Below are 21,008 nucleotides of genomic sequence, written 5' to 3'. Positions count from 1 at the left end.
AACTTTTGTTGAGGGTGCAAGGGGATACTGATTAGTAAGACTACTACGTGCCAGTCCCGCTTTTTGATTGCTCCGCATGCCAATTCTTACAGGCTCTGAGCGTCCCGGATATACCGGGTCATGCTTTGTAACAGGGCACGCAGTCTGGCAGGTTTCAGCGGTTTACTGAGATAGTTAACCCCCTGTTCCCGGGCTCTGGCCAGCAGGGCATCATCCTGATTGGCGGTAATAAGCGTGGCCGGCAACACAATATTGAGATGCTGTCGAATGGCATCAATCAGATCCAGGCCGTTGTGCTGCTCGCCCAGTTGATAATCCATCAGCAGAATATGCGGGCCAAAAATATCTGCCTGCTTTATCGCGTCATCCCAGTTATCGGCCAGCACCACAGTAATGCCCCATTTTTCCAGCAAAGTTTTCAGTGCATCCAGGTTTTCCTGCTGATCATCTACACACAGGGCCCGCAGACCTTTGAACGTAGCCGGCCGCGAGGGCCGCAGCTGGCGGCGTTGCTGACGCTCAGATGCCCTTGGCAGCGCCAGGGTAAAGCAACTGCCTGTGCCCAGCCTGGAGGTCACCTCAACTTTGCTGTTCATCTGACTGCTCAGTCGGCGTACCACTCCCAGACCCAGCCCAACACCATGCTCCAGAGCATCATTACTGCGATAAAAATCACTGAAAATCAGCCCGAGTTGTTCCTGAGAAATGCCGATGCCGGTATCGTAAATGCGCATTACCACATTATCGCCACTGGTTTTAACGGTCAGTAAAACCTTGCCTGACTGGGTGTATTTCACAGCATTTGAAAGCAGATTCTGGGCAATACGGTACAAATAAGTTTTGTCTGCCATGGCCCAGCAATCGTGTATACGACTTTTGAGAATCAGCCCCTTGTCATCGGCCCGCATGCTCATTTCATCGAGTAGCGGCGCCAGCAACGCTGGCAGATGGACCGGCTCTATCGTGGGTTTCATCTCGCCCTGATCAAGCCGGGCAATATCCAGCAAGGTCCCGATGAGCGCTTCACTGGAAGAAACACTGTGCTCCAGTTTTTTGACAATGTCGGTCACCGAATGACTCAGTTCTGCTTCCTGAAGGGCGCTCACATACAACTTAGCCGCATTGAGCGGTTGTAAAACATCGTGACTGGCCAGAGCCAGAAAGCGGGTTTTACTGGCATTGGCATCTTCAGCGTTTTTACGCGCCCGGATCAGCTCTTTTTCAGCGCCGGAGCGCCGTTCAATTTCAAGACGCAGGGCGGCATTAATGGAATGGACCTCTTCGGTCCGCTTTTTCACCCTGGCTTCCAGATCAATATTTGACTCTTCTAGTGCCTGCTGTATTTCAATGTGGCCGGTAATATCATTAAAGCTGGTCACAAATCCGCCGCCGGGAAGGGGATTGCCCACCATTTCAATCACCCGGCCGTCTTTACGCTGCCGGGTAAACCGATGCGGTGTACCAGCGCGTAAATGCTCCATGCGTTTTTCGATTTGCTGGCTGACATCGCCGGGTCCGAATTCGCCCTGCTGCGCGTTGTAACGCACCAGCTTTTCAACCGGCGTACCGACGCTTAGCATGCCGTCAGGGTAGCGATAAAGCGTGGTGTATTTTTTATTCCAGGCCACCAGATTTAAATGTTTATCAATCACGCTGATACCCTGGTCGATGTTCTCCAGTGAGGTCAGCAGGGCTGTCATATTGAATTGCATGGCCTGGGTGGTATCGTCAAAAAAGTTGACGACCTCAGCAAAGTCCAGCTTTTTACCCCGGATAATACTGTCGATCAGTACTTTGGCACTGGCGGCACCAATCACTCCGCCCAGAGCCCGTTCACAAAATGCCAGAAATGCTTCATCAGGCAGTTTGCCGCGCTCCAGGGTAACCTGATTAAGCTGCTGATATTCATCCAGTAACTGGTCGCAGCGGCCTTCGCCCATAAACGTGGACAGCAGCGTAATAAGATCAGCAATGGTCACATTGCTGTTTTGATGATTGCGCCCGGCGGTACCGGCATCCGTCGGTGAAACAAATGCTTCAGCCTGGATCCGATCGATAAGCCGGGCAGGCGCAAACCAGCTGAAAATAATATACGCCACAATATTGGCTGCCAGACTGACCAGGGCACCCTGACTGTGCAGTTCATTCTGGGTCTGCGGGTTACTGCTACCGTTTATCAAAGGCAGTACCAGCCACAGGATCCATGATACCAGCCCCACCAACAGGCCGGCATACACTCCATGGGCATGGGCCCGTTTCCAGTACAGTCCGCCTACTATGGCGGGTAATAGCTGAATCACCAGCGAGAAGGCGATTATGCCAATAGAGTGCAGCGAGCGGCTGGTGGCCATTTGCTGGTGGTATAAAAAGGCCAGGAGCAGAATCAGGCCAATCACAATACGTCGAATCAGCCGGATACGCCGGCTGTAATCTTTATTGGCCGGATTATTTTCTTTGACCGCCAGTATCCGCGGCAAAATCACATCGTTAGTCAGCATGGTGCTCAGCGTTAGTGTGGCCACAATGATCATGGCGGTGGCCGCCGACAACCCGCCAATAAATACAATAACCTGCAAAAACAGCGACTCTGAGTAAATCGCCATCGACAGCACATAGGTGTCGGGCTCTACATTGGCCGAGGCAAACAGAATATTACCGGCAATGGCAATAATGGGGATAACCGTGCTGATAATGGCCAGGTATAAAGGAAATAACCAGCGCGAGGTTTTCAGATGGCTCAGACTCAGGTTATCGATGATGGCTACATGAAACTGACGGGGCAGGCAGATTACCGCGGCGGCCGCCATGATGGTCTGAGCAATAAAGCTGAACGACCCGAACTGGGCTAATGCCTGAGCCGAAAAAAAAGTGTCGGTCAGTACCTGGATACGATCGCCATACCAGGCGGTATAACCAACAATGGCAACCAGCACCAGTGCCAGCAGTTTGATCGACGACTCAAATGCAATGGCCAGCATCAGGCCACGCCGGTATTCGGTCACATCGGTTTGCTTGGTGCCAAAATAAATCGCAAACAGGGCAATAAAGCTGGTGGCCACAATAATAATCATGTGGGTGTCAGGCTGCTGGGTGAGTAACTGAAAGGTAGAGCCAATGGCTTTAAGCTGCAGTGCAATATAGGGAATGGTGGCTAACAGGGCGATGAGCGTGACCAGCAGCGCCACGGCTTGTCTTTTGCCATACCGGGAAGCAATAAAATCGGCTACCGTGGTGATATGTTGTTTTTTACTCACCAGAGTCATTTTGTACATAAACCGGTAGCCTGCCAGATAGACCAGCATCGGCCCCAGCAAAATAGGCAGGTAAGCCCATGAATACCGGCTGGCCTGCCCCACAGAACCAAAAAAAGTCCAGGCGGTACAGTAGATAGCCAGAGCCAGCGAGTAGATGGCCGGATGTGATGTTAACCATCGCGCGGTGGGAGAGTTCCGGTCTCCCCATCGGGCCAGATAAAAAAGTCCTACCAGATAAAACAGCGCCAGCGCTATCCAGCCAAAGGTCATTTATTTACTTCCTTTTAACAAGTTGCTGCGGATTATAACCATCGAATAAGTTGTAAGACCTACGACCATGGTCTCATTTGTGGATTTATTAAGCAGATCTAAAGTAACTGCAAGCCGCCTTTTCAGGGGTTTTTTCTGTCTTTTTCCCGAAGGGGTCACCATGCGGGTACTAGCAAGCAGAGAGAAAAAAAGCCTGGTTAGGAAAATGTAAAAATAAAACATCTGTTTAACCTTTGTGAGGGCAGAAAGATGGCGTTTAGAAATGAAGAGGATAAAGTGGCTTACTGGAAAGAGAATCTCTCTTTGCTGGTTAAGTTGCTGATTATATGGTTTGTGGTGTCGTTTGGGGCCGGCATCCTGCTGGTCGATGTGCTGAATAATATTCAGTTTTTTGGCTTCAAACTGGGCTTCTGGTTTGCTCAGCAGGGCGCTATTTATGTGTTCGTTGCACTGATTTTTGTATACATGGCAAAAATGAATGCGCTGGATAAAAAATACGGTGTAAACGAGGACTAAGAGCATGGATATTCAAACACTTACCTTTCTTATAGTGGGCGGCACGTTTGCCCTGTATATCGCCATTGCGGTGTGGGCCAGAGCAGGCTCAACTAATGATTTTTATGTTGCCGGAGGTGGTGTCCCCCCGGTAATGAATGGCATGGCCACGGCTGCTGACTGGATGTCAGCCGCTTCATTTATTTCCATGGCCGGGCTCATCTCGTTCATGGGATACGACGGTGCCGTGTATCTGATGGGCTGGACCGGCGGTTATGTACTGCTTGCCCTGTGTCTGGCCCCGTACTTACGTAAATTCGGCAAATTCACTGTACCGGATTTCATCGGTGACCGCTACTACTCGCAAACCGCCCGGACGGTGGCTGTATTCTGCGCTATTTTTGTCTGCTTTACTTATGTTGCCGGGCAAATGCGTGGCGTTGGCGTGGTGTTCAGCCGCTTCCTGGAAGTGGATATTATGACTGGCGTACTGATTGGTATGGCCATTGTATTCTTCTATACCGTACTAGGCGGCATGAAAGGCATTACCTACACACAAGTGGCGCAGTTCTGCGTGATGGTATTTGCCTATATTGTACCGGCGGTATTTATCTCCATTATGATCACCGGTCATGTACTGCCACAAACCGGCTTTGGTGCCACCTTGTCCGACGGGTCAGGGATGTACATGCTTGAAAAGCTCGACCAGTTATCGGTGGATCTGGGCTTTACTGAATATACCTCTGGCACCAAAAGTACCATTGATGTGTTCTTTATTACCTTTGCTCTGATGGTCGGAACAGCCGGGTTGCCACATGTTATTGTGCGTTTTTTCACGGTGCCTAAAGTCAGTGATGCGCGTAAAAGTGCAGGCTGGGCGCTGGCGTTTATCGCCATTGTTTATACCACCGCTCCCTCACTGGCTGCCTTTGCCCGTACCAACATGATAGAAACCATCAATGGGTCTGAGATGACCGGCACAGACTATGCCTCAGCCCCGGCGTGGATTAAAAACTGGGAAAAGACCGGCCTCATTCAGTGGGAAGACAAAAACGGCGACGGTAAGATGTTCTATGCCGGCGATGAGCGAAACGAGATGCAGGTGGACCGGGATATCATGGTGCTGGCGAATCCTGAAATTGCCAATCTGCCAGCCTGGGTGATTGCGCTGGTGGCGGCCGGTGGTGTGGCGGCGGCGTTGTCGACCTCGGCCGGACTGTTGCTGGTAATTTCCACATCGGTGTCTCATGATTTGTTAAAAAGAAATTTTGCGCCCAATATTACCGACAAAGCCGAGCTGTTTTATGCCCGGCTGGCTGCTGGCGTGGCGATTGTTATCGCCGGATACTTCGGAATTAACCCGCCCGGCTTTGTGGCGCAGGTGGTCGCCTTTGCCTTTGGCCTCGCCGCATCCAGCTTTTTCCCGGCTATTATCATGGGTATCTTCAGTAAGCGTATGAATAATAAAGGGGCCATCGCCGGCATGCTGGCAGGTATTACCTTTACCGCTGCGTATATCATCTACTTTAAATTTATGAACCCAGCGGCTAACATACCGGAAAACTGGTGGTTTGGTATCTCTCCTGAAGGCATTGGTACTTTGGGAATGATAGTGAACTTCGCGGTGGCCTTTATGGTGTTCAAAATGACAGATGAGGCCCCTGAAGAGATTCAGGAGCTGGTGGAAAGTATCCGCTATCCTAAGGGTGCCGGAGAAGCCTCTGCTCACTAACATCCATTAACAACAAGCCCACCTTTACGGTGGGCTTTTTTGTATGAGAATAAGATATGCAGGTATTACCCCAGCAAGTCACCGAGTTTCTCAGTGAAGCTGCGCCATTTGATAACTTGTCTGTGCGCAAGATTGAGGATCTGGCCTCGCACATCGAAATTTTGTATCTCAATGAAGATAATGTTGATGAGCTGATATCAGCAGAAAGTAAGGCATTGTATCTGATATTAAGTGGCGCGTTTGCTGTAGAAGACAGCAGTCACGGACAGCGTAATGTGAGCGAAGGTGACTATTTTAACTTTGCCAATGCCATGGAGTATGAAGATACGCCCTTGCTGGTCAGTGTAGAAGAAGCCGGACTGGTTTATCGATTGCCCTTAACGGCTTTCAAAAAGGTGTTATCTGAACCTGCTATCGAGTCGTTTTTCCGGGCTACGATTGAAGACAGCATAGAAAATCAGGCTGTATATGAATCAAACTCTATGTGGCTGTATAAGCCGCTGCAGGATGTGATTCATGGCGACCCGGTGACGGCCGATGAAATGCTGCCATTACGCGAGACCGCGGAGATTATGTCGCAGCATGGCGTATCGTCAGTGCTAATCCTGAGTCAGGGCAAGCTGGCAGGTATTGTTACTGACCGTGACCTGCGTAACCGGGCCATGGCAAAAGGGCTGGATTATGCCACCCCGGTGCGGGAGATTATGACCGCTGAGCCGGCTATGCTCACGCAGCATCGCACCCTGTTTGATGCCATGGCGCTGATGGGGGAGCGTAATATTCACCATGTGCCGATTGTGGATCGCAACACCCGCGAACCTCTGGGCATGCTAACCGCGACGGATATTATTCGTCTGCAACGCAGTAATGTGTTGTTTATTATCTCAGAGCTGAGCAAAGCCTCCAGTTTGTATGAGCTGACAGAGCTTTCCTGGCAGCTGCCTCATTACTTTTCCAGTCATGCCCGCCGGCCGGGCGATTTTGATATTGCCGGTAAGGTGTTGTCTCAGGCAACTGATATCATGACCCGCAAACTGATCGCATTTTATGAGATTGACCATGGCAAGGCTCCGGCAAACTGGTGCTGGCTCGTGTATGGTTCGCAGGCCAGAGAAGATCAGACGCTGGGCTCAGATCAGGATAACGGATTATTACTGGAAGAACGCCCAACCCCGGAACAACAAACCTGGTTCAAGGGAATGGCCGATTATGTCTGCAACGGGTTGAATAAATGCGGTATCCGGTTGTGCGAGGGCAACATTATGGCCAGCAATCCGAATTTACGTATGTCGTTGCAAGATGCCGTCGATGAAGCTAAAGGCTGGATTGAACAGCCCACCCCTGAGGCGGTTTTACAGTTTAATATTTTTCTGGATGCCCGTCCGGTTGCCGGCGATTATGGCTTATTCAGGAAACTGCAGGCAGCCAGAGCGCCCATGTTCAGCCAGAGTATTTTTCTGGCCGCCCTGGCCCGGGCGACCAACGATATGAGTGTGCCGCTATCGCTGTTTCATAAATTTGTCTATGAGAAAAAAGCCGACAGCGATGATGCCATTGATTTAAAAAAACGCGCTATTGCGATCATCAATAATCTGGCCCGTTTATACGCGCTGGCCAATAAAATTACGGTGCCCAATACGGTGCATCGGCTGGCCAGTCTGCCTTCTGGCGGCGGCATCAGTAGAAAGGATGCGAATAATCTGCGTGATATCTGGCTATTTTTAGGGCGGCTACGCTGGCGTCATCAGCTCAGCAATTCAGTAACCGACAATAACGTGCAAATGGGGCAGCTATCTTCAATCGAAAAGCATCAGTTAAAAGCGGCCTTTAAGGCGATTGACAGAGCACAGCAGGCTGCCATTAGCCGTTTTTCCGGTGGAGTGCGCTGATGTTTCTGGCCAGCCTGTGGCATAAACTCACTGACCGGGCGCTTAAAGCGGACTTGCTTCCTGAACAGTGGCGCGAGGCTAACTTACGACAACTGCCGTTACTGTCTCTGGATTTTGAGCTGACCGGCCTGGATTTGAAACAGGCTCAGGTCACATCCGCCGGCTGGATCACAGGGCAGGGCGCCACAATGCATATGTCCGGGTGTTTTTATCATATTGTGAAAGTGAGTCGGGACCTGGCGCAAAGTCCGGTTATACATGGCCTGACCGAGCCACAGCTGGTGGATGGCTGGCCAGTCCAGCGGGTGCTTAAACATTTGCAGCCTTTGCTGCATACGCATGTGCTGGTGGCCCACGGCGCGGTGATAGAAATGGGCATGCTGGATAAGCTTTGGGCAAAGTTTGAATTACCGGAAACTGACGTGGTAATCATTGATACCTTGCAAATGGCCCGGCATCTGATTAAACGCCGGGGCGCGCTGGTGGGAAATAACGACCTCACTCTGACTCAGTGTTTAGTGCGCGCAGGTTTACCAGCTATCTCTGCCCACAATGCCCTGGACGATGCCATGGCGGCGTATCAGCTCTGGTTGAGTCAGCTTAACCAGTTGAAGTGTGGTAAAAATGTACGTTTTGATGATGTTTTGCACACTCGCGCAGTTATTTTCAAAAAAATTGGAAAAAAACAGAATTAGTGTTTGACAAGATGGGTAGTCTTGCGTAAATTGCGCCCCACAACGACGCAGACAGCAACTTCTTATCTCTGTTTGTATCCGTTGCCCAGGTGGTGAAATTGGTAGACACGCTAGCTTCAGGTGCTAGTGACCTAACGGTCGTGGCGGTTCAAGTCCGCCCCTGGGCACCATCCTCTTATTTCATAATATTCTATAAACGTTTTTAAATGATTAAAATCATTGGCTTAGCAATGATTTGGTAGCTTTTGAACATTTATGAATGTTTGCACTATTCCATCTTTTTAGTAACACTCCATGTAACAACGAATAAATGTTACTTAAACGGTGTTACAAAAACATGCCACGGAATGTAACTGGACTCAACGCAACCCAGGTAAAACAGGCAAAGCCAAAAGATAGGGAATACAACCTGGCGGATGGTAAAGGCCTTTCTTTGCGTATAAAACCCAATGGCTCAAAGCTTTGGATTTTTAACTATACCCGCCCACATACAAAAAAACGAAGCAACATTGGCTTTGGTGCCTATCCCGATATTTCATTAGCTGAAGCAAGGGAAGAACGCGAACGCTGCCGGAAGCTACTTGCCCGGGATAAAGATCCTAAAGAGCACAAAGACAACGAAAAGAGCCGGGCAGCACAAGCAGCTGAGGCTACTTTTGAAGCAGTCGCCCGAAAGTGGTTCATTGTCCACAGCAGCAAGGTCGCTGAAGGCACCATGAAGAATATCAAGCGGTCCTTTGATAACGACATTTTTCCTTATATCGGTAAAGTACCTATTGAGCGCCTAACTGCCCCTAAGGCCATTCAGGTAATTAATTCGATCGTCGACAGGGGGAGTCACGAGATAGCGCGGAAAGTGGCCCGGCGAATGAATAGCGTGATGACCTATGCGGTTAATGCCGGCATCGTCCACAGTAACCCTCTGGCTGGTATAAAAGAACTTATTCCAAGTACAAAGGTAAAGCATCAGCTTACTTTGCCTCCCGAAGAACTACCGGACTTGATGAAAGCACTCAGGTATTCATCTGCCAGGGTAACCACACGCTGCTTGATCGAGTTTCAACTACACACAATGGTGCGCCCGGGTGAAGCAGCTGAAGCAAAATGGGCAGAGATAGATTTCAAAGAATCGATATGGGCTATACCAGCTGACCGAATGAAAATGGACCGACCGCACCTGGTGCCGCTTTCCCCGGAAGTGATGAAATTACTTGAGCTAATGAAGCCGATCAGTTTCCACCGGGAGTTTATATTTCCCTCCAGCATTGACCCGCGCAAACCGGCCAACAGGCAGTCGGCAAATAAAGCTCTGCGTGATATGGGATTTAAAGGCCGTCTTGTAGCGCATGGGTTGAGATCACTCGCCAGTACAACCTTAAATGAGCAAGGCTTTGATCATGATGTTATTGAGGCTGCTCTTGCCCATAGGGATGAGAATGAAGTTAGGGCCGCATACAACCGAGCCCAATACTTACAACGCCGCCGAGAAATGATGGAGTGGTGGTCTCAAACAATAACCACGAGTGAAAAATAAAATTATGAGCAAAGTTAAAGGAATCAAAGGACTTAAAGTGGAAGATATTGCAGAACATCTTTTGCATTCACTTCAGACCCCTGATCTATCAAAAGTCGGCGGGGCCACTACTGTTAGCTTTGAAAATTGTTTGGATATAGTCACAAGAGAGCATGTTATTGAATGTGATATTAATAATCTTCAAGGCCAAATGGATTTAATAAAACCTATAGCGAAACACTATGTCGATAACTCACTAATCGACGATCTCGATGAATCAACTTTTATGTATCTGCAGCAAGTAATCGGCTCTTTGATTGCCATTTCCCTCAAAGTGGGATCGACTTATGGTGTCGCGCTAGGTATAGATATTGTAAACAATGGTAATACGGTACTGTCAGGTAAGCATTCAGAGAGTGATTTATCAAAATTCGGTGCTCAATGGTACGGCGCTAAAAAGAATGAAAGTACCAGATCTAGCGCTATCAGCTGGGCAGTTAAGCAATTAGAAGAAAATCCCGGCCTATCAAATAACCGTTTAGCAGCGATAATAGTGGCGGAAAGCACTGACCCGGATAAGTTTGGGCGTACGGTCAAATTTGGAACTGCGAGAGACTATGCAAGAGCGGCCAGAAAAGAGAAAGAATCGTCAAATAGTACTTAAAATCTCCGTTGGATGCCCTTTCAACATTGTTGGAACCCCATCCAACAATTATTAACTCCCTTAATAAGTGGTTTAATTGCCTTGCTATGAACGCTCTGAACGCGTCAATGACAACCTACGAGGCAAATAAATATGAAAGACGACATCTCAATCCTAAAACCTTCAGAAGTACTGGCGTTAACTACCTGGTCAACATCTGGCCTACGTCGACAAGTTCTTGAAGGGTTATTCCCACCAGCCCTTAGTCTGGGCGCTCGCTCTACTGGCTATATCGCTGAAGAGGTACAAGCTGTATTAACGGCCCGGTCAATTGGCATGAGTGATGAGGAATTAAAAAACCTTGTTGGCCGGCTGGTAGATTATAGAAAGTCTCGCGCAAGCCGCCTTCTCGAAGCTATCGCAGCGTAAGGGGGGGCATATGAAAAATGAAGCTGCCCCGAAGGGCAACAACATCAATCTAGACAATTCTGATAATACAGCAATCAAGCCGGCACACAAGATTGAAGTCGCGCTGTATATGATTTTGAAATGTGGCCCCCAGGGTATTACGCAGCCTGAAGCACAATCCCTGTATTACGAGTCAGCGCTACATTCAACGATAAGCGCTCTCAAACACAAGCGAGATATAAACTTCATTTCTGAGCCTGATCAATCGTCGGTTCACTACTTTTATCAAAAGCCGTTCCATCGATATTGGTTAGCAACAGATAAGGACCGGGTAAGGGCGCTAAGGCTATTAAACGTCTATAGGGCCAATAGAAGTTTACCTAAGGTAGATTTCCCTGCCTGGCATGATAACCACAGTGAAGCAGCGTAGCCCTTCGGGCTGCAATATTTGGGGGCTTTATGTCGAAGAAGAAACAGCCCTTTGCTGGTATTCCAAACAGAGTAATGGATCATCCTGACTTTCATTCTCTGAGTGCCAACGCGGTGCGGTTATTACTTTGGTTCGCTTACCAGTATAAGGGTAGCAATAACGGCAAGCTGTGCGCTGTTCACTCTCAGCTACATAATAAAGGCTTTAAATCAAAATCGACGCTTAGCAGAGCCTTGGGAGAGCTTATTCAAAAGGACTTCATAGAGCTGAGTAAAGGCTCTGGTTTGGGCAAGAACGGACGTACACCGAATTACTATGCTCTCACCTATGAAAGCGTGGACGAGGTAAGGGGCTTTGTAATGGATATTAAACCAACCAGCAAAGCAAGGAGGACGTTTATCGATGCAATTGACAAGCGCTGTGCCTAAAAAAAGCCAGGTATCAAAAACTGTACAGCTAATCATGTTAGCTGTACGGAATCTGTACACTGGCTCTGATTAGGTGTACGGAATCTGTACACTGGCTAAAGATGAGTTTGTAGTAAAAACAAAAACTTACCGAAAAGCCAAAATTGTACCCAGTGTACGGTTTCTGTACTCCTTAATAGTAAGCCATACCTACAGTATTAAACAGTCAAGAATCAACTATAAATTAAAGAGGAAAATGAGGTTAGAACACCGCGAGGCCATATCGAAAAATCGAAGCCGATTAATCAAAATCAGAATTGACTAACTGCTCAGTTTTTTACGACAAGCATCTTTCACCCACTCTGAAAATGCTTCGCCAGATTTGGCCCGGTTTGATTCGATTTGCTCAACGAGCGCATCTTCAAACCTAATGTTTTTCCTGGTGGAACCTTTACGTTCGTCAGGTCTTTTAGCTAAACCTTTATTTTTTTCTTGCATTGGGTGTGTACCACTTCTATAGTCTTGGGTGTGTACCAAAGAATATACACGAAATGTCAACTATTACCACTCTGCGCCTGGTGTAGGATAAGGCGCGCAATCTTGTTCAGGAGAATATTATGATTGATGCTAGACCACTTATAGAATCACTTGAAGAAATGGATTTACATGATTTGAAGACGGGGCACTTAACTCAAATTTTCAGTATTAACAAGCTACTGGCAGATGTGGCCATGATGGCAGATCACACTATTGATATTCGAGACTATGCAGGGGCGACTTGGGCTTTGCGAGACCTTATTAACCGATACGAACTAGCGGATGAAAAACTAAATAGCATCATCGAAGAACGTAAATCTAATATAAAGCAAGTAGGGGAGTAACCACATGAAGATAGTTAACCAGAACGCTGTACCGATTACTCACGATGAAGCAAATGCAATTTCAGGCCAGGCATTCAACAATATTCGGCACGTTGCTCAAACATTACAAGCCTATGTGCTTGAAAATGATTTGGAACTAAAGCCAGAGAACGAAGCAGTAATAAGCGCATTGTTGAACCGCATAATTAGCGAGTGCGAATAACCGTTTTTCTGTGAGTGGCCGCGACCACCAGGTTACGGCCTTGCCTTCTCAATTCCCGCCCAAAGTACAGTTCTGCCAAAGTCCTTTTCATGTGAACTTAAATCAGTAAGCCAGGACAGGAAAAGATATGGACAGTCTTACCGAACAAGTCGAAGTAATAATTAGCAATCTGCTGGCCCTCAGCGATGCTGATGGAGGGCAACTTAAGATACCCCATGACGATGTATTGGTTACACTTAAAACCGCTGTGAAGCTGTTTCAGGAAGCGTAGGACAATCAGCCTGTACAGTTTGTACACAACATTGCGGGTCCCGTTAAAAGTCCAAAAGCGGGTAATTCCCAGCGCAGGATCGCTTTGTGTATGGATTTTCAATCCTCTGACAACGACAACATCTGAGCGGGCAATGCTTGCCTTATCAATGCGTGTGGGCATGTTCAGCTGTCAATTATATAGGGGGTGCCACAGCTGGCGGGCTCTGAACAAAAAGGTACTTCCTAGCACCCCTCGTTGGTACGGGGTCGCAGCGGCGCAAGGTTTGTCTATTTATGAGTCATTTTCGCTGGTGGTTGTTGTGTTATGGGTGGAATTCTCAGAAGTGGTAAAGGATAAATACCACAACTATGAGCAACCTTGCTAAGGGCTACACCTGCTAACATCTGAAGGATTCAACACATGGTGAGGGGCGGGTCAAATCTCCGAGACTCTGAGCGATAACACCGCGGCAAAAGCTGTTTTTACACACCCGTAACTTATAAATTTTTTTGTCAGAGGGTGGAGGCATTAAGAGATAGGTTAAATGGGAGAAAGCCTCAAAATTACAAGTATCCCGGCACGGACGAATCTTACGTAAAATTGAGGCCTTAAACGGTAGGGCTATCTATCCTCTTCAGATATGTGAACTACAGAAAAGTTTGCGAAAGCCTGGATAACATCATTGTTGCAAGAGCCCCTTTCGACCATAATTTTATATGTTGCACCTGGCGAGGCTTCGTTGATACATACGGAGTAAATGTGCTTCCCTTTTTTATCCGTTGAAAAATGGCCTAGTGTTGACTGTCCATCAGAAATCGACGCCCCTTTAATATACTGGCATTCTTCCAGCACTAAAATGAATTTCTTAGTTCTCGCGGAAAATTCTATTTCTGAGATTGGCGCCAGGAATGCTCCTGTTTTATGTTCACTATATGTAGATATAGGTATGTAGGGCATGCCGTCTGTCAAAGCGATTGCGTTTTTGTGTGGTGTGGATACTGTCGCGATGGGCTTTGGCCCTTTTACTGATGAAGTGATTGCTACGTACATATTGATTCGTCCTTTGGTTAAACAGTCACCATTGTACTATTTTGCTAACATTGGTGATAATACGTACATCAAACGCCATAAAGGTTCGTAGAGCTTCAAGTCAGTTTATGGGCTCAATTTGTTATATGTTTAAAATTATTCATAAAGAAATGTTCTATAGGCCATAGGTGATAGGGTGGTTAAAACTAGCTCAAGGCCCAGGAAGATGATGTAACACCAGTAGTAACACTGGGTTTTATTGGTTATTGGTAAGTTTAATAAAAACATTACCTTACATTTTTTATTACAATCCGCCCCTGGGCACCATTCTTCTTCGGTCACTTCTGACCAACTAAATCAAAAAATAAATAAGTAATTAAAAAGTCGGCGGACTACCCAGCCAAAAATCACAGATTTTTGTCGTTCAGCTGCGCGCAACGCGGTGCGTTGCAAAGTACGCTTGCTTCACCCGCCCCTGGGCACCATTCTTCTTCGGTCATTTCTGACCAACTAAATCAAAAAATAAATAAGTAATTAAAAAGTCGGCGGACTACCCAGCTAAAAATCACAGATTTTTGTCGTTCAGCTGCGCGTGTTTATGGGATGTTGATAATTTCATCGGTCGTCCCGGGGGCATGCAGCAATACTCCGTCGTCCCGGAATCGCGCAGCGGTATCCGGGATCTCCTTGGAACATGACTAACCTTGTCCAGTGGTTGTTTTGCCTCAGCCAGACTGTTGAGGAGATCCCTGCTTGCGCAGGGATGACGGATAGTAGGAGATCCCGTTTACACGGGGATGGTGGAAAGCGCTGTCTTCCCGGGGGCATGTAGCAATACTCCGTCGTCCCGGAATCGCGCAGCGGTATCCGGGATCTCCTTGGAGCATGACTAACCATGCCGCGTGGTTGTTTGGCCTCAGTCAGACTGTTCAGGAGATCCCTGCTTGCGCAGGGATGACGGATAGTAGGAGATCCCGTTTACACGGGGATGGTGGAAAGCGCCGTCTTCCCGGGGGCATGTAGCAATACTCCGTCGTCCCGGAATCGCGCAGCGGTATCCGGGATCTCCTTGGAACATGACTACCCTTGTTAAAGGAGTTTTGTTTTACCAGAAGTATCACCTTTTGCCGGTGTTGACCGGCAGCAACCAGAGGGGAATGGCGATTCCCCTCTGGACTCCCGCGCTTCCCCTGGCGCTCAAAACAGTGAGTTGCCTGAACAGGCAATATCAACCAGGCCAAAAGGGACACCCCTGTCCCTTCTTGTCCTTATCTCATCATCCGTGATGAGATTTGATATTGCTTCTCTGTTCATTCATCTCACTTGAGCTAAAGGGGATAAAGAGCGGCGCTTCTCTCTGTTAGTCAGCACGGTGTAAGCATCAGGCTTTGATGGGGGGTTGAAGAAACAATGTATTTGGATTCACTTAAACCTGGAGCAATGAGTGGGGGGATTGGTTTATACGTCCACCGTCGTCCCGGAATCGCGCAGCGGTATCCGGGATTTCCTTGGAACATGGCTACCCTTGCCCAGTGGTTGTTTGGCCTCAGTCAGACTTTTCAGGAGATCCCGTTTACACGGGGATGGTGGAAAGCGCTGTCTTCCCGGGGGCATGCAGCAATACTACGTCGTCCCGGAATCGCGCAGCGGTATCCGGGATCTCCTTGGAACATGACTACCCTTGTTAAAGGGGTTTGGTTTTACCAGAAGTATCACCTTTTGCCGGTGTTGACCGGCAGCAACCAGAGGGGAATGGCGATTCCCCTCTGGACTCCCGCGCTTCCCCTGGCGCTCAAAACAGTGAGTTGTCTGAACAGGCAATATTAACCAGGCCAAAAGGGACATCCCTGTCCCTTCTTGTCCTTATCTCATCATCCGTGATGAGATTTGATATTGCTTCTCTGTTCATTCATCTCACTTGAGCTAAAGGGGATAAAGAGCGGCACTTCTCTCTGTTAGTCAGCACGGTGTAAGCATCAAGCTTTGATGGGGGCTTTAAGAAACAATGTATTCGGATTCACTTAAACCTGGAGCAATGAGTGGGGGGGATTGGTTTATACGTCCACCGTCGCCCCGGAATCGCGCAGCGGTATCCGGGATCTCTTTGGAACATGACTACCGTTATTCGATAATTTTCACGATTCCCGTCGTCCCGGAATCGCGCAGCGATATCCGGGATCTCCTTGGAACATGACTACCCTTGTTAAAGGGGTTTTGAGCGCCAGGGGATAAAGAGCGGCACTTCACTCTGTTAGTCAGCACGGTGTAAGTATCAGGCTTTGATGGGGGGTTGAAGAAACAATGTATTCGGATTCACTTAAACCTGGAGCAATGAGTGGGGGATTGGCAATACGTCCACCGTCGTCCCGGAATCGCGCCGCGGTATCCGGGATCTCCTTGGAACATGACTACGGTTTTTAAATGATGCTTTGCCTCAGCCAGACTGTTCAGGAGATCCCTGCTTGCACAGGAATGATGGATAATGCGTATGCCTAAGCGCAGCCAGCGCGACACACGTAAATCAATACCACCGCTTTGCTGCGTATACCTGAATTCAATCTTTTGGCTTAAGCAAAGCGCGGTGTAAAGCTATACACTTATAGGCATATATACAGCCGGAGCAGGTGTCTGAGCCGGTATGTCCATTATTTGCCATAGAAGTGATGCCGTTATGCAGATAAACACGAACCTGACTTTTGATGACTATATGCAGGCTTATAAAGATATCGCCGGCTATTTTTTACAAGCCCCTATGGTACTGCTCCTGTGTCTGGCCGGCGTGGTGCTGGTGACGGCGATACCTTTTTCTCTGTTACCGGTGAAAACAGGGGCATGTGTCGCGGTAATGTGGGTTTGCTGTGCCCTCATCACGACCCACTATCGAACTGGTAGTCTGCATGGAGTAGGACAGGAGCTGAAGTTTCAGCAGCGCCTGATGCTACCTGTGATTATGCTGGTCATGCTGATAAGCTGGGCAGCGCAGATGTTGCTGGTCTGGGTTGAAAAATTCAATGCGGTGAGTTCATCGGGCTTAGCCGTCAGCGCATTTGATATCACTATGATTATCGGACTAACGTTTGGCGCGGTACTGGTGTGCAAAACCCAAATTCTGCCGCTGGTGCTGGCTTATTTTGGGCGTGGCCTGAGCATGGAAAAACAATCTTTGGAACATATCTGGCTGGCTTTGCTGCGTAAACCCGCTGGCTTTCTGGCTTTTGCTCCACCAGGGCTGCTGATTCCGGTCGGTATTATGTATCAGCTGGATGTGACGGCGCTGTTTGTCGGTATAGCCACCATCTACACCAATTTTATCTGTTTTATTATCTTTAATATCCCACAAGCTCCGCTGCAGCAAGCGGCGGGGCAGCAATTTCAACCCACTAACAGTTAGCGGGCCATGCTTGAGAATGCTTCGTAGTTGGATAGCACTGATGAATAGTGAGAAGGTGCCTCGTCAGGCGCATTGACCAGTGATTTTTCCAGTTCACTGAGATGAAAATGTAAACGGGTGGCGCCAACTTCGCCAGCACTGCCTTTTAATGTGTGGGCGTGAATTTTGGCTTCAGAAAATTTTTGCTGCGAAATCAGATTTTCAATCTCGCCCAGGCGATTTTCTGCCTGTTCAAAAAACAAGGTCAGCACCCGGTTTAGTAAGGTTTCATTATTTAGCAAACGCCGCAGTGCGTTGTCTCTGTCCCAGATAGGATGGTGATCGTTCATGTATTAATCCATTACGTTACTATGTTCTTCACTGCCTGAGCGAATATACTGGTTACGACCCTGATTTTTAGCCTTGTACAGACACTGGTCTGCCTCCAGCATGACTTGCTCCATGCTTTGTTGCTGATTAGGCTGATACACCGACACACCCACACTGACGGTGACTTTTTTGAACGGAGAGCGGATATGCGGCAGGCGTAAGTCACGTACAGCCTGTAAAATGCGCTGGCAAACAACCTCGGCCCCTGTTTCTGTCGTGTTAGGTAACAAGACCAGAAATTCCTCACCGCCCACTCGTACTAAGTGATCCATGGGGCGCAGTAAAACCTGTCTAACGGCACTGGTCAGTTTCCACAAGCAGCTATCACCAGAGATATGACCGTATTCATCATTGTATTGCTTGAAAAAATCAATATCGAACATCGCCGCCGCAATAGGATGTCCTTCACGGTCGGCTTCTTTGACAATATTGGTCAGACGCTCATCCAGATAATGCCGGTTAAAGGCGCCCGTTAACCTGTCGGTATAAATCAGGGTTTCGAGTAAATCTGCTTTCAGTTTGTGATTAAGCTGCGCCTTGACCCGGTTTCTGAAAGTTGTGGCATTAATCGGTTTGGTGACAAAGTCCACACATCCGGACTCCCAGCAGGCTTCCTGTTCTTCATCTGAGTCAGACGCGGTGACAAACATCACGGGCAACTGATAAGTAATAGGATCATCTTGTAACTCACGGCACAACTGATGGCCATCCATATCCGGCATGTGTACATCGGATACGACGAGATCAACATCATTATTGAGGCAGAACTGTTTAGCCTGAGCGGCACTTTCGACCGTATGAATATGTGCAATGTCTTCAAGTAATGACGTCATGATCATGCGGCTTGATGCCTGATCATCAACAATCAAAACATTACACTCTTCGACATTTCGGCCAGAATCTTTCTCGAAAGCCACCAAACTGTTCCTCTACGACTACGTCTTTCGGGTTGGATTACAGGAATAACACCATAATATGTATGGAATACGGACAGTTATTATGTTTGCCATTATGTATGATAGTTCTCAGAAGATATATAGGCCTTCTTAAAACATAGCAAACAAACTGCTACATTGCCTGTTTAAACAGGGCACTTTTGTGCTCACACAGATTTACTTTTAAAATACCATCAACAATTTCCACAATAGCAGGCCATACAGGGCGGCGTTAGCCAACCAGCCGGCCAGATAAAAGTAGCTGCGGGGACTGGGATTTTTTTCTGTGGCAATGCTGTAATACAGCACCATATGAATGATACGTACCAGCGCATATACCCAGACAATAGCGGCCAGCGTCGCAGGATTTAACCCGACAAACATCGCCAGGATGGCCGGAATGACAAAGGCTGACAAGTTCTCAAGAGAATTATGAAATGTTCGATGACTGCGAAACTCAAAGGATTCATGCGACAGACCATCTGACATTTTCCCGGGAACAGCCCCGTTTTTACCAGCGTGGGACATCGCCGCAACAAGGCCCTGAATAAATACTGTGAGGGTGATTATTACCAGTCCGGTAATGGCCCACCAATAAACATCTGTCATGATTGCTGCTCGGTTAATTGAGTTCTTTTTATTAAACGATAAGGAATACGTCTTTGATCATCTGTGGTATCGGCAGATGCTGGCCGAAGTTTACGGTACACTGGTATTTTTATTTTGTGAATTGTACAGATGCCTGACTTTCCCGTGCTGCTGACCTTTTGTATCGCCACACTCACTCTGACATTATCTCCCGGTCCTTCCAACCTTTATATCATGGCCTGTACCCTGGGGCAGGGCGCCAGAGCTGGCATAGCCGCTGCAGGAGGAATGGCCATTGGCAGTTTGATCTATGTGGCACTGACCGCATTGGGTCTGGCCGCGGTCATTGTTTACTCGCCGGTTATTTTTACCCTGCTCAAACTGACAGGCGCTGCTTACCTGGTCGTGCTGGGAGTACAAAGTATGGCCAGAGCATCCGTGGCTTTGCCGGGCAAGACTGACCAGAAGCCCACCCGTAAGATTTTACAACAAAGCCTGACCGTTGAACTGACTAATCCTAAAACAGCGCTCTTTTTTCTGGCTTTTCTACCCCAGTTTACCCGCACCGGCAGCGCCGATATGACCACTCAGCTGGCCATACTGGGGGTGCCCTACACTGTTCTGGCGCTGGTTTCTGACCTACTGGTGGTGACCCTGTGCCAGCGTCTGAATAAGCTGTTGACCCACTCCCCCAGGGTCTCTTACTGGCAGGATTTAATTGCCGGTTTCGTGCTGCTGGGGCTGGGCGTTTTTATTCTGGTCAATGATGTGCTATTGCGCTAATGCTTACTTTGCATCTCCTCCCACAGCGCAGCAAACTGTAAACTGACTTTATGATTGGGCATCATACATACCAGCGGCTGACGCTGACTGTGCGACTCTTTCACTTTTACTGATGTGCTGATAAGGGTGTCAAAAACCGGCAGTTGTTTTTCTTTTAGTGAACCGATTAGTCGCTCCGGCAGGCGCGCCTGAGAGTTATACTGGTTTATCACAATACCTTCAAAGAGCAGGGACTGGTTATGATCATTTTTTAACTCCAGCACATTTTCCAGTAACCGGTCGATGGCCTGAGCAGAAAAATCATCGCAGTCAAAAGGTACGATGAAGCTATCAGCGCTGATAAGCGCAGCCTTGGAGTAAAAGTTAAAATTGGGTGGTGTGTCGATAAACACATGGTCATATTGCTCATGCAATGTATCCAGTGCCTCTTTAAGCTTGAACATTTTGTAGCGACTTTCCAGCTCTCGCTCCAGTGAGGCCAGTGAACTGTGCGACGGCATAATATCCAGGTTTTCCACCGGGCTGGGCTGAATAAATGCAGACGGCGGATTAGGTTGTGAAAACCAGCCAACAACCTGTTTAAATAAGCCGGCGACTGTTAGTGTTTGCTCACTGACATCAACACCGCCATAGTGTGTGCTGTTGCCCTGAGAATCTAAATCTATCAGCAGCGTTTTATACCCTTGTTTGGCGCTTTGGGCGGCAAGATTGGTGCTGATGGTCGATTTGCCCACGCCCCCTTTTTGATTAAACACAACCCGTATCATGGAGCTGTCCTTTGCGTAGTCGAATCGTGACTAAAATATCATCAGGTTTTCAGTGGCTTGTAAAGCGGCTTTGG

21 protein-coding genes and 1 tRNA gene are annotated in these 21,008 nt (G+C 48.1%); 15 read left to right on the top strand and 7 right to left on the bottom strand.

The window, feature by feature from the left end; genetic code table 11:
* Positions 1–86: 86 nt before the first annotated feature.
* On the bottom strand, positions 87–3,524 hold the full coding sequence (locus tag EZV72_RS15595) for a PAS domain-containing hybrid sensor histidine kinase/response regulator (protein WP_137168101.1): 3,438 nt from the start codon (positions 3,522–3,524) through the stop codon (positions 87–89).
* A 249-nt stretch (positions 3,525–3,773) separates the two neighbouring features.
* Here EZV72_RS15595 and EZV72_RS15590 point away from each other — a divergent pair, with 249 nt between their 5' ends.
* The 10 genes from EZV72_RS15590 to EZV72_RS15545 all read left to right on the top strand — a co-directional run bounded on the left by EZV72_RS15590 (position 3,774) and on the right by EZV72_RS15545 (position 11,757).
* On the top strand, positions 3,774–4,040 hold the full coding sequence (locus EZV72_RS15590; protein ID WP_137168100.1) for a DUF4212 domain-containing protein: 267 nt from the start codon (positions 3,774–3,776) through the stop codon (positions 4,038–4,040).
* Positions 4,041–4,044: 4 nt separating this feature from the next.
* The gene (locus tag EZV72_RS15585; RefSeq protein WP_137168099.1) at positions 4,045–5,751 is read left to right on the top strand and encodes a sodium:solute symporter family protein; all 1,707 of its coding nucleotides are present in this window, start codon (positions 4,045–4,047) and stop codon (positions 5,749–5,751) included.
* Between the two features lie 56 nt (positions 5,752–5,807).
* The gene (locus EZV72_RS15580) at positions 5,808–7,640 is read left to right on the top strand and encodes a putative nucleotidyltransferase substrate binding domain-containing protein (protein ID WP_137168098.1); all 1,833 of its coding nucleotides are present in this window, start codon (positions 5,808–5,810) and stop codon (positions 7,638–7,640) included.
* Entirely contained in the window at positions 7,640–8,335 is a 696-nt protein-coding gene (locus EZV72_RS15575) for a 3'-5' exonuclease (RefSeq protein ID WP_137168097.1), read from the top strand. Before EZV72_RS15580 ends, EZV72_RS15575 begins: the two co-directional genes overlap by 1 nt.
* An 83-nt stretch (positions 8,336–8,418) precedes the next feature.
* A tRNA-Leu gene (locus tag EZV72_RS15570) sits at positions 8,419–8,505 on the top strand.
* Between the two features lie 167 nt (positions 8,506–8,672).
* Positions 8,673–9,869, top strand: a complete 1,197-nt coding sequence (locus EZV72_RS15565) for an integrase domain-containing protein (protein ID WP_137168096.1) — start codon at positions 8,673–8,675, stop codon at positions 9,867–9,869.
* Positions 9,859–10,512: a hypothetical protein gene (locus tag EZV72_RS15560; protein ID WP_137168095.1), complete on the top strand. Its 654-nt coding sequence runs from the start codon at positions 9,859–9,861 to the stop codon at positions 10,510–10,512. The genes EZV72_RS15565 and EZV72_RS15560 overlap by 11 nt, the downstream gene beginning before the upstream one ends.
* A 132-nt stretch (positions 10,513–10,644) precedes the next feature.
* Positions 10,645–10,920, top strand: coding sequence for a helix-turn-helix transcriptional regulator (locus EZV72_RS15555; RefSeq protein ID WP_137168094.1), 276 nt, complete (start codon positions 10,645–10,647; stop codon positions 10,918–10,920).
* A gap of 10 nt (positions 10,921–10,930) precedes the next feature.
* Complete coding sequence (locus tag EZV72_RS15550; RefSeq protein WP_137168093.1) at positions 10,931–11,329, top strand: hypothetical protein; 399 nt, start codon at positions 10,931–10,933, stop codon at positions 11,327–11,329.
* A 29-nt stretch (positions 11,330–11,358) separates the two neighbouring features.
* Positions 11,359–11,757 carry a hypothetical protein gene (locus EZV72_RS15545; RefSeq protein WP_137168092.1) on the top strand — a complete coding sequence of 133 codons (399 nt, stop codon included), beginning with the start codon at positions 11,359–11,361 and terminating at the stop codon, positions 11,755–11,757.
* Between the two features lie 300 nt (positions 11,758–12,057).
* On the opposite strand, the gene EZV72_RS15540 is transcribed toward EZV72_RS15545, so the two are convergent.
* On the bottom strand, positions 12,058–12,234 hold the full coding sequence (locus EZV72_RS15540; RefSeq protein ID WP_137168091.1) for a YlcI/YnfO family protein: 177 nt from the start codon (positions 12,232–12,234) through the stop codon (positions 12,058–12,060).
* A gap of 119 nt (positions 12,235–12,353) precedes the next feature.
* Between EZV72_RS15540 and EZV72_RS15535 the strand changes: the two genes are divergently transcribed.
* The 3 genes from EZV72_RS15535 (at position 12,354) to EZV72_RS18490 (ending at position 13,090) form a co-directional block, all read left to right on the top strand.
* A complete protein-coding gene (locus tag EZV72_RS15535; protein ID WP_137168090.1) occupies positions 12,354–12,617 on the top strand; it encodes a hypothetical protein in 264 nt (87 codons plus the stop codon).
* Positions 12,618–12,621: 4 nt separating this feature from the next.
* On the top strand, positions 12,622–12,819 hold the full coding sequence (locus tag EZV72_RS15530; RefSeq protein ID WP_137168089.1) for a hypothetical protein: 198 nt from the start codon (positions 12,622–12,624) through the stop codon (positions 12,817–12,819).
* A 127-nt stretch (positions 12,820–12,946) separates the two neighbouring features.
* On the top strand, positions 12,947–13,090 hold the full coding sequence (locus tag EZV72_RS18490; RefSeq protein WP_175405141.1) for a hypothetical protein: 144 nt from the start codon (positions 12,947–12,949) through the stop codon (positions 13,088–13,090).
* Positions 13,091–13,693: 603 nt separating this feature from the next.
* Here EZV72_RS18490 and EZV72_RS15525 read toward each other — a convergent pair.
* Positions 13,694–14,122, bottom strand: coding sequence for a hypothetical protein (locus EZV72_RS15525; protein ID WP_137168088.1), 429 nt, complete (start codon positions 14,120–14,122; stop codon positions 13,694–13,696).
* A gap of 2,650 nt (positions 14,123–16,772) precedes the next feature.
* On the opposite strand from EZV72_RS15525, the gene EZV72_RS15520 reads away from it, so the two are divergent.
* The gene (locus EZV72_RS15520) at positions 16,773–17,492 is read left to right on the top strand and encodes a hypothetical protein (protein WP_137168087.1); all 720 of its coding nucleotides are present in this window, start codon (positions 16,773–16,775) and stop codon (positions 17,490–17,492) included.
* Here EZV72_RS15520 and EZV72_RS15515 read toward each other — a convergent pair.
* From EZV72_RS15515 to EZV72_RS15505, 3 genes are all read right to left on the bottom strand, one after another.
* Positions 17,489–17,821, bottom strand: a complete 333-nt coding sequence (locus EZV72_RS15515; RefSeq protein WP_137168086.1) for an Hpt domain-containing protein — start codon at positions 17,819–17,821, stop codon at positions 17,489–17,491. The genes EZV72_RS15520 and EZV72_RS15515 overlap by 4 nt on opposite strands.
* A 3-nt stretch (positions 17,822–17,824) precedes the next feature.
* The gene (locus EZV72_RS15510; RefSeq protein WP_137168085.1) at positions 17,825–18,778 is read right to left on the bottom strand and encodes a GGDEF domain-containing response regulator; all 954 of its coding nucleotides are present in this window, start codon (positions 18,776–18,778) and stop codon (positions 17,825–17,827) included.
* 201 nt (positions 18,779–18,979) lie between these two features.
* On the bottom strand, positions 18,980–19,405 hold the full coding sequence (locus EZV72_RS15505) for an MAPEG family protein (RefSeq protein WP_137168084.1): 426 nt from the start codon (positions 19,403–19,405) through the stop codon (positions 18,980–18,982).
* A gap of 129 nt (positions 19,406–19,534) precedes the next feature.
* Between EZV72_RS15505 and EZV72_RS15500 the strand changes: the two genes are divergently transcribed.
* Positions 19,535–20,167 (top strand): LysE family translocator, encoded by a 633-nt coding sequence (locus EZV72_RS15500; protein ID WP_232364442.1) that lies wholly within the window; start codon positions 19,535–19,537, stop codon positions 20,165–20,167.
* Here EZV72_RS15500 and EZV72_RS15495 read toward each other — a convergent pair.
* Positions 20,164–20,934, bottom strand: a complete 771-nt coding sequence (locus tag EZV72_RS15495; RefSeq protein WP_137168083.1) for a ParA family protein — start codon at positions 20,932–20,934, stop codon at positions 20,164–20,166. The two genes, EZV72_RS15500 and EZV72_RS15495, sit on opposite strands and share 4 nt — an antisense overlap.
* Positions 20,935–21,008 lie beyond the last annotated feature (74 nt).

This window comes from Salinimonas lutimaris (genome assembly GCF_005222225.1).
Lineage (GTDB): Bacteria > Pseudomonadota > Gammaproteobacteria > Enterobacterales > Alteromonadaceae > Alteromonas > Alteromonas lutimaris.
The sequence above is the reverse complement of the archived record's forward strand: the minus strand, read 5'-3'. Positions and strand labels throughout refer to the sequence as shown.